Genomic DNA, 8424 nt, shown 5'->3' on the forward strand with positions numbered 1-8424 from the left:
TGACTCGAATCATACTCTAATAGGCAATGAAGTAGACAGTACGCGTGGAACGCAGCAACTCCGCCGCCGCGTTTGACCGTCCTCTGTGGACCGATACATGGAGAGCGCGTTGGTGGCGATTGTGCCCGGCCACAGGCCGGTGGAAAGCGGGTTTCCGGACGGGCTGCGGACGCCGGTCGCGGTCGTCGGCGCCGCGTTGGCCCTGCTGATCGCGTGGTGCATGATCGAATTACCCGCCGCCGGGGCCCGCGGCGGCGCGCAAGTCGTTGCGCAGTCCCAGGAACTGCTCGTGAACGATTTAGCTCGGGCCACCGCCGACTCGATCAGCGACGTCGCCGGCGACCTGAGCACGGCCGGCGCGCTGTACACGGTCCATCCCGACAAGACGCCCGCCGCGACCCTCACGGCGTTCACCCGCGCCTGCCCGCAGGCCCGCGGTTTGGCCCTGGTCCGACGGTCCACCGGCACCCTGTTGGCCGGCACCGGCGAGCCGGTGCCGATGGAGTCCTTGCCGAACAAGGACGTCGACCGCATCACCGTCAACCTGGTGCAGGACCAGTCCGGCGCGACGGTGGTGCTGACCGCGGCCCCGCTGGCCGGCACCGACTGGTTGGTGCTGGTCACGACCGGTCTGAAGATCGCCGCCGCGACGCTGTCCGGCGAGCCGGCGGAGGCGTTGTTGCTGACCACGAACGACGGCCAGGTGGTCAAGTCGCGCGGCGACTTCGACCCCTCGTACCAGCAGTTGGTCAACACTGCCAGCGCGAACGCGACCGCCGTCGGCAGCGTGACCGGCGAGGCCGGCAAGGGACCGGTGGTCAATGGCGTCCGGACGACGCCGATTGCCGTCTACGCCCCGATTCTGACGGGTGATCCGGCTAGGCCACTCGGGCTCAACCTGGTGCTCGTCGGCTCCGCGCCGGGCCAGGGCGCGCCGCAGACGCCGGTGGAGACCGCCTGGGCCACCGTGGCGTTGGCGGCCGCCGCGGCGACCACGTTGCTGCTGCTGGTGTTCGGCCTGGTGCGGCCGCTGCGCCGGTTGCGCGCCGCCGCGCTCGGCGGCCACCACAAGCGCAGACACCGGCTGCGCGAGGCGCGGATCGTGGCCGGCGCGCTGGTCGGCGACGCGGTAGTGGACAAACGGGGCCGGATTTCCGCCCGCACCCTGGTGTTCGCCGCGGTTGCTCCACTGCTGGCCTGTTCCGTCGCGGTCGGAGTCGTTGCGTGGGAAACAGTTCCGACCGTGCCGGAGCTGGTCGTGCAGGGGGAGCGCGGCCTCGCCGACGTCACCGCCGGCGCGCTGCGTGACCAGCTTTCCGCAAGCCTGACCGACCTGCGCTCGTTCGCCACCCACGCGACCGGCGACGTCGGCTCGCTGAAACCGGCGCTGGGCAACCTGATCGCGCAGAACAGCCGCTACCGCAGCGTCTACGTGACGGACGCGAACGGCGCCGTTGAGGTGACGGCCGGCCGGACGCCGCTGCGCACGGTCGAGCGGCCGCCGGCGGGATCCGGCCTGCACCAACAGAACACAGCTGGGCGTATTCCGGTGCTCTACGCGAGCACGCCTCTGCCGGATCACTCGCACGTGCTGATCGGCGAGCTCGATGTGACCAAGCTGTCGTCGATCCTGCGGCGCAGCGCCGGCAACGGCAAGCTCGTCGACGCCGGACTGCGCACCCTCGCCTCTGCCGACGGCTACCGCGCCTTCGACCCGCTCACCGACCAGTCCCTGCGGCAGAGCGTCACCGACGCGCTCGGCGGCGTCGGCCGGCCCGGCACCGACGAGATCGACGGCCAGTGGTACGTGATCGCGGCGACCACCGTGCACGGCGGCCAGAGCGTCGACCCGCTGCGCTGGACCGTCGTGCTGCAACAACCGCTGACCACGCTTCCCCTGCCGGACAACGTGGTCCGCCGCCACGTCCTGGCCGCGGCGCTGGCCGCGGGCACCGCCGCGCTGCTGCTGCTCGGCTGGTACCACCTGTGCTTCGTGCGGCCGCTGCGGCGGCTGGCGACCGCCGCGGACCGACTCGCCCGCGGCGACCTGAAGACCGTGATCTACCCGGAGCGGCTGAACGAAATCGGGACCATCACCCAGTGTCTCGACGCCACGCGCAGACAACGCGCCGACACCACCGCCCCTGTCCCCCTGCTGGTCTAGGAGCACCCCGAATGCGTTTCCTCTACACCGTCTATGCCCTGTCCTGCCTGGTGCTGCTGGTGTGCGGGATCGTCGAACAGCGCAGACACAACAGGAATCTCGCTCGGATCAACCACCGCGTGCTGGTCAACGGCATCCGCGGCAAGTCCTCCATCACGCGGCTGTGCGCGGGCGCACTGCGCGGCGGGGGACTGGTCACGGTGGCCAAGACCACCGGCACCGCCGCGCGCTTCATCCACCCGGACGCGCGCGAGGAGCCTGTGCACCGCAAGTTCGACATCGCCAACGTGGTGGAGCAGATCGCCATCGTGCGCCGTGCCGCCGGCTACGACCCGGACGCCCTGGTGATGGAGTGCATGGCGGTCGCCCCGCCGCTGCAGGAGATCAACCAGACCAAGCTGATCCGGTCGGACATCGGCGTGCTGTGCAACGTCCGCGAGGACCATCTGGCGGAGATGGGGCCGACGCTGGACGACGTGGCCCGGTCGCTGTGCCGGTCCATGCCGGTCGGCGGCGTGTGCGTGACGGCCGAGAAGGAGCGGCTGCACATCCTCGAGGAGGAGGCGGCCAGGCGGAACTGCCGGCTGATCTCGGTCGACCCCGAGTCGGTCGGCGACGCCGAGCTGGCCGCCTTCGACTGGATCACGTTCAAGGAGAACGTGGCGATCGCGCTGGCCGTGGCCGAGCTGCTCGGCATCGGCCGGGCCGACGCGATGGCCGGCATGTGGGAGGCGCCGCCGGACCCCGGCGTGCTGCGGGTGGACCGCTATGCGGCGCACGGCAAGCGGCTGTCGTTCGCGAACGTGTTCGCGGCCAACGACCCCGAGTCGACGGTGATGAACATCGAGCACCTGCTCGACCACGGCGCGATCGGCCGGCCGCTGCACATCGTGATCAACTGCCGGCCGGACCGGATCGAGCGCAACGGCCAGATGGGAGCGCTCATCCCGCGGCTGCAACCGGAACGCGTGCTGCTGATCGGCGAGCCGACCCGCAGCGCGTTCACCGCGATCCCGTCGGACTGGCGACACCGCGTGGTCGACCTCGGCGGCCGGCGCAGCGCGCCGGAGATGCTGGACGCGGTCGTCGCCGGCATCGACGGGCACGCCTCGCTGGCCGCCATCGGCAACATTCACGGCCAGGGCGAAATCCTGCTCGCCCAACTGGAAACCCTGGAGCGGCTATGATCAGCCAGGAGCTGTCGCCGGAGGTGGCCACCCTCGGGCTGGCCATCGGGCTGTTGTTCTCCCTGCTGTGTTATCTGACGACCAACCTGTCCCCGGGCGGCATGATCACCCCCGGCTGGCTGGCGCTGACCCTGGTCGAGGACTACCGGCGCGCGGCGGTGGTGGTGCTCACGACGGTGCTGACCTATCTGGCCACGCTCGGCCTGAGCAAGGTCGTGATCCTGTACGGCAAACGGCAGTTCGCGGCCGTGGTGCTGCTCGGGGTGTTGTTGCAGACAACGGTGTTCGTGCTGATCCAGGACCACTACCCGCTGCTGTACGTGCACGAGACGCTGGGCTTCGTGGTGCCCGGGCTGATCGCGTACCAGCTGGTCCGCCAGCCGCCCGCGGTGACCGTGCTGGCCACCGGGTCGGTCGCCCTCGCCTCGTACGGAGTGCTGGCCAGCGGGGTGCTGGTCGGCCTGGTCCCGACGTCGTAGGAGTCACGGCCGTGGAAACACACCGAAGGAAGTTGATGCGCACAGCAGTGTTGCTGTCGACGGTGCTCGCCTCGGGCGCGGCCGTGGTGCATCTGGCGCAGGCGCAGGACATTCCGGCGCGGGCGCGGGACAACTCGGCGATCGTGGCCATCGGCCAGGCGCATCCCGTCAGCACCACCTACAGTTTCGTCCGGCTGGACGGCCCGGCGCGCACCGCCGTGCTCGACGAGCACGACCGCCTGGTCGCGACGTTCACCGACGGCGCGCGCTCGGCCGTCCTCAGTGGACCGAGCCGGACCTTCGCCGATCCGCGGCGCACCAGTGCCGTGGTCACCACGACGAACTGGGTGCGGTTCGCGCCGCAGGCGTGGACCGCCGGCGCGGAGCAGGCGGCGTGGTTCCGGCCGTGGCTGGCCCAGGCGCTGGCCGACCGCAGCCCGGACGTCCTCGCCGTGGCCACGCAGTACGTCACCTTCGCGCACTACGCCGACGACGCCGACTACAACGATTTCCTCGGCATAGCGGCGAAAGGCGTGAGGGCGCGGAAGGACCGGCTCGGGGACGTGGACTCCGCCGGCTACGCGCGGCTCGTCTACGGCTACCGGCTCGGCTATCCGCTCGGCGCCGGCGGCATCCCGCGCACGCCGCCGGAGATGCAGTCCGCCCCGCTCGGCGCCGCCATCGCCAGCAACGCGCTCGGCTCGGCGCAGACCCGCTTCCTGGCCCAGCCGGGGGATCTGCTGCTGTTCAGCACCGACGGCAACAAGACCGCCGTCGACCACGTCGGCATCTACCTGGGTGTCGACGACGCCGGCCAGCAGCGGTTCATCGCCTCCCGTGGCACCCCCAACGGCCCCAGCTTCGGCGACTCCAGCGGCCGCAGCGTCCTGGACGACGACGGCCCCTACGCCGCCGGCCTCTGGGGCATCCGCCGCCTATAGAACCCTCATGCAGGGAAGGACGCCTTACCCTCGTTCAACGCGGGTAAGGCGTCCTTCCCTGCATTACTCTCAGGGTTTGCGGGCTACGCCGGCGTAGGGGAGGGAGTTGATGCCGGGATCGTCGGAGATGCCGCCCATGCCGTCGGGGCGCCACATGGGACAGCCGACCAGACCCGGTTCGACGATGTCGAAGCCGGCGAAGAAGGACAGCACCTCGTCGTGGGTCCGCGGGAACGGCTGGTTGTGCGTGTTCTGGTCGTACACCTGCACCGCCGCGCCGAGGTTCTTGGCGTCGCCGTCGGCGGCGACGTGCGAGACGGCCAGGTAGCTGCCGGACGGCAGCACGTCCCGGTAGCCGGCGACGATGCCGGCGGGATCCCACGCGTCGGGCATGAAGTGCAGCAGCAGCAACATGAACAGCCCGACCGGCTGGGAGAGGTCCAGCAGCCGCTTGGCCTCCGGCGACGTGAGGATCGTGCCGCGCTCGCGGGCGTCGGCGAACACGATGGCGGCTCGGTCGTTGCCGCGCAGCAGCAGCTCGCTGTGCGCGACCGCGATGGGGTCCCGGTCGACGTACACCACGCGGGCGGACGGTTCGAGCTGCTGCACGATCTCGTGCAGGTTGCCGGCGGTGGGCAGGCCGGACCCGATGTCCAGGAACTGCCGGATGCCGGCGTCCAGCATGAAGATCGCCGCCCGCCGCAGGAAGGCCCGGTTGAACCGGCACGCCTCCCGCACCCCCGGCATCAGCTTGTTGATCTGTTCGGCGAGCGCGCGGTCGGCGGCGAAGTTGGACGCGCCGCCCAGCCAGTAGTCGTACACGCGCGCCGGGTGCGCCACGCTGGGGTCGACCTCCGGCGGCACCCAGCTCAGGTCTCCGACCATCTCGTCCACCCCGTTCCGCGCCGCCCGACCGCGCGAGCGTAGACGCGCCCGGTACGCCCGTGCCAGTCGCAACCCGATCGGGTGGTCCTGGGCGCGGCCACTCGCAGTAGCACGTTGGTACCCCTATCGTGAACCGGCCGCGCACCGATATGGGGTGGGAAGGGTTGTCCGACAACCAGAACGTCACCAGTGACGCGCCGGTCGTCCCCGGCCGTCGCCCCGTGATCGGCCATACCGCCGCCATGCTGCGACGACCGCTGAACTTCCTGTCCTCGCTGCCCGCCTACGGCGAGGTCGTCAAGATCTACCTCGGCCCGCTGCCGGTCTACATGGCGACCACCCCGGAACTGGCGCTGCGACTGCTCGCCGCGGACGCCGACAGCTACGACAAGGGCATCGTCTTCGACAAGATGCGGCCCCTGTTCGGCAACGGCCTGGCCACCTCCAACGGCGACTTCAACAAGCGCCAGCGCCGCCTGGTCTTACCGGCCTTCCACCGCACGCGGATCGCCTCGTACGCCGAGAGCACGATGAGCCGGCTGGCCCAGGATTCGATCCGGGACTGGAAGGCCGGCCAGGTCGTCGCCGTCGACGAGCACATGCAGAACCTGGTGCTCAGCATCGCCGGCCGCACGCTGTTCGCCACCGAACTCGGCCAGGACGTGCTCGACGAGATCCAGCGCAGCGTGCCCGACCTGCTGGACAACGTGCTGGTGAGGGCGTTCTCGCCGAAGGTCGTGGAGCGCCTGCCCATCCCCGGCAACCGCCGCTTCGACGCCGCCGCCGCGCGGCTGCGCGAGACCATCCCCCGGGTCGTGCTGGCCGCCCGCGAGGACGGGACCGATCACGGCGACCTCGTCTCGATGCTGCTGCTGGCCCGCGACGAGGACACCGGCGAGGGCATGACCGACGAGCAGGTGCACGACGAGGTCGTCACCATCCTCACCACCGGCGCGGAGACCACGGCCGTGGCGCTGGCCTGGTTCTTCCACGAGATCGCCGCGCAGCCCGACATCGAGCGCAGGTTCCACGCCGAGCTCGACCGGGTCCTGGAGGGCCGGCCGGTGACGTTCGCCGACCTGCCCCGGCTGGAGTACACCCAGCGGATCACCAACGAGATCCTGCGCCGCAACCCGCCGCTGATCCTGATGCGCCGCACCAGGACCGACACCACGCTCGGCGGCGTGCCCATCCCCGCCGGCACCGAGGTCGCGGTCAGCCAGCACACGCTGCACCGGGATCCGCGCTGGTTCCCCGATCCCGACCGGTTCGACCCGGACCGCTGGCTGCCGTCGCGGGCGGAGAAGCTGCCGCGCGGCGCGTTCATCCCGTTCGGCGCCGGGCCGCGGCTGTGCCCCGGCCACCTGTTCGCCCAGACCGAGATCGCGATGGTCGCCGCGACGGTCGCCGCGCGGTGGCGGCTCGTGCCGGTGCCCGGCGTGCGGGTCAAGCCGCGGCTGGCCGCGACCATGCAGCCCAACCGGCTGCCGATGACCGTTCTGCCCCGTCACTGAGAGAGATCCCCAGGGAGAGAGATGCTTGTCCGCAAGCTCGCCGTGCTGTTGCTTGCCTGCGTCGCGGGGCTGACGGGGGCGGTGGCCCCGCCGGTGGCCAGCGCGTCCGCGGCGAACTGCTCGATGGCGACGCTGCCGGTGACCGCGCCGTCCGTGGTGCCGCTGTTCGACACACCGGCGGTGATCAGCGGTCAGCTGTGCCTGCCGGACGGCCCCGCGCCGACGGCCGTGCAGCTCCTCGTGCACGGCGGCACGTACAACCGCACGTACTGGGATCTGCCCTATCTGCCGGACCAGTACTCGTACCAGCGCGACATGGCCAAGCACGGTTACGCCACGTTCGCGGTGGACGTGCTCGGCGCCGGGCAGAGCAGCCACCCGCTCAGCCTGCCGCTGACGGTCTGGGCCGAAGCCGAGGCGATGCACGAGGTCGTGGGGCAGCTGCGCACCGGCGCGGTGGGCGGCATCCCCTTCGGCAAGGTGGTGATCGTCGGGCACTCCGTCGGTTCCGGCATCGTCGCGTCGGAAGCCTCGACGTACAAGGACGTCGACGGCGTGGTCCTCACCGGCGTCACGCACATCCCGTCCGTGCCGGCGCTGGGACTCGGCGCGGCGCTCGGGCTGGTGCCGGCGTTCCTGTCGTCGGTGCAGAACCCCGGCGACCCGCTGTACTTCACCACCAGGCCCGGCGCGCGGGGCCCGCTGTTCTACAACTCGGCCGACGCCGATCCCAGCGTGATCGCCGCCGACGAGGCGACCAAGGACCAGGTTTCCGTGCCGGGCATGGGAACCGTGGCGGTGTTCGGCATCGTGGTGCCGGTGACACTGGGCATCGACGTGCCCGTTCTCCAGGCCGTCGGCCAGGACGACATCCTGTTCTGCGGCCTGCTCGCGCTGCGGGACTGCTCGTCCGCGTCGGCGCTGCGCGCGCAGGAGCTGCCGTTCTACTCGTCGGCGGCCTGGCTCTCCGTGTACGTGCTGCCCAACGCCGGGCATTCCATTGCCCTGCACGAGAACGCGGGTGACTATCGGGACGCCACCCGCGCCTGGCTGGGGTCGATGCTCGGGTTCTAGTCCCAATGCCGTTCAGTTAGCCGTGACACGTAGCTGTCAAGGTTCGGGCGAGGCCAGGACATCGATGCTGATGGTGGCCTTGTAAGTAGTCCGGTCGACGGTGCCTTTGGCGTTGTACTTGGAGATCGCTCGTTTGACCACGCGTGGTGCGGTTCGTACGCGTCGGTCGGGCATGAGGTT

Annotated in this window: 7 protein-coding genes; 6 read left to right on the forward strand and 1 reads right to left on the reverse strand. The window is 70.6% G+C overall.

What is annotated here, in order from left to right:
• The first annotated feature begins 97 nt into the window (after window positions 1–97).
• From BCF44_RS42215 to BCF44_RS42230, 4 genes are read left to right on the forward strand one after another with little or no spacing between them, the layout of a single operon-like run.
• Complete coding sequence (locus BCF44_RS42215; RefSeq protein ID WP_116180125.1) at window positions 98–2164, forward strand: HAMP domain-containing protein; 2067 nt, start codon at window positions 98–100, stop codon at window positions 2162–2164.
• A gap of 11 nt (window positions 2165–2175) precedes the next feature.
• On the forward strand, window positions 2176–3351 hold the full coding sequence (pgsB, locus tag BCF44_RS42220; protein ID WP_116180126.1) for a poly-gamma-glutamate synthase PgsB: 1176 nt from the start codon (window positions 2176–2178) through the stop codon (window positions 3349–3351).
• Window positions 3348–3830 (forward strand): poly-gamma-glutamate biosynthesis protein PgsC/CapC, encoded by a 483-nt coding sequence (locus tag BCF44_RS42225; protein WP_116180127.1) that lies wholly within the window; start codon window positions 3348–3350, stop codon window positions 3828–3830. The genes pgsB and BCF44_RS42225 overlap by 4 nt, the downstream gene beginning before the upstream one ends.
• Window positions 3831–3865: 35 nt before the next feature.
• Window positions 3866–4771 carry an NlpC/P60 family protein gene (locus tag BCF44_RS42230; RefSeq protein WP_211353472.1) on the forward strand — a complete coding sequence of 302 codons (906 nt, stop codon included), beginning with the start codon at window positions 3866–3868 and terminating at the stop codon, window positions 4769–4771.
• A 69-nt stretch (window positions 4772–4840) separates the two neighbouring features.
• On the opposite strand, the gene BCF44_RS42235 is transcribed toward BCF44_RS42230, so the two are convergent.
• Window positions 4841–5656 (reverse strand): SAM-dependent methyltransferase, encoded by an 816-nt coding sequence (locus BCF44_RS42235; protein WP_116180151.1) that lies wholly within the window; start codon window positions 5654–5656, stop codon window positions 4841–4843.
• A 242-nt stretch (window positions 5657–5898) separates the two neighbouring features.
• Between BCF44_RS42235 and BCF44_RS42240 the strand changes: the two genes are divergently transcribed.
• The gene (locus BCF44_RS42240) at window positions 5899–7170 is read left to right on the forward strand and encodes a cytochrome P450 (RefSeq protein WP_246016128.1); all 1272 of its coding nucleotides are present in this window, start codon (window positions 5899–5901) and stop codon (window positions 7168–7170) included.
• Window positions 7171–7191: 21 nt separating this feature from the next.
• On the forward strand, window positions 7192–8244 hold the full coding sequence (locus tag BCF44_RS42245; RefSeq protein ID WP_116180129.1) for an alpha/beta hydrolase: 1053 nt from the start codon (window positions 7192–7194) through the stop codon (window positions 8242–8244).
• Window positions 8245–8424 lie beyond the last annotated feature (180 nt).

The sequence above is a fragment of the Kutzneria buriramensis genome, from assembly GCF_003387475.1.
GTDB classification, from domain to species: domain Bacteria; phylum Actinomycetota; class Actinomycetes; order Mycobacteriales; family Pseudonocardiaceae; genus Kutzneria; species Kutzneria buriramensis.

Bases quoted from the DNA above. Each gene is read 5' to 3' on its own strand.
- BCF44_RS42235 (WP_116180151.1), bottom strand. From the start codon at position 5,656: ATGGTCGGAGACCTGAGCTGGGTGCCGCCGGAGGTCGACCCCAGCGTG.
- BCF44_RS42230 (WP_211353472.1), top strand. From the start codon at position 3,866: ATGCGCACAGCAGTGTTGCTGTCGACGGTGCTCGCCTCGGGCGCGGCC.
- BCF44_RS42225 (WP_116180127.1), top strand. From the start codon at position 3,348: ATGATCAGCCAGGAGCTGTCGCCGGAGGTGGCCACCCTCGGGCTGGCC.
- BCF44_RS42240 (WP_246016128.1), top strand. From the start codon at position 5,899: ATGCTGCGACGACCGCTGAACTTCCTGTCCTCGCTGCCCGCCTACGGC.
- BCF44_RS42245 (WP_116180129.1), top strand. From the start codon at position 7,192: ATGCTTGTCCGCAAGCTCGCCGTGCTGTTGCTTGCCTGCGTCGCGGGG.
- pgsB (WP_116180126.1), top strand. From the start codon at position 2,176: ATGCGTTTCCTCTACACCGTCTATGCCCTGTCCTGCCTGGTGCTGCTG.
- BCF44_RS42215 (WP_116180125.1), top strand. From the start codon at position 98: ATGGAGAGCGCGTTGGTGGCGATTGTGCCCGGCCACAGGCCGGTGGAA.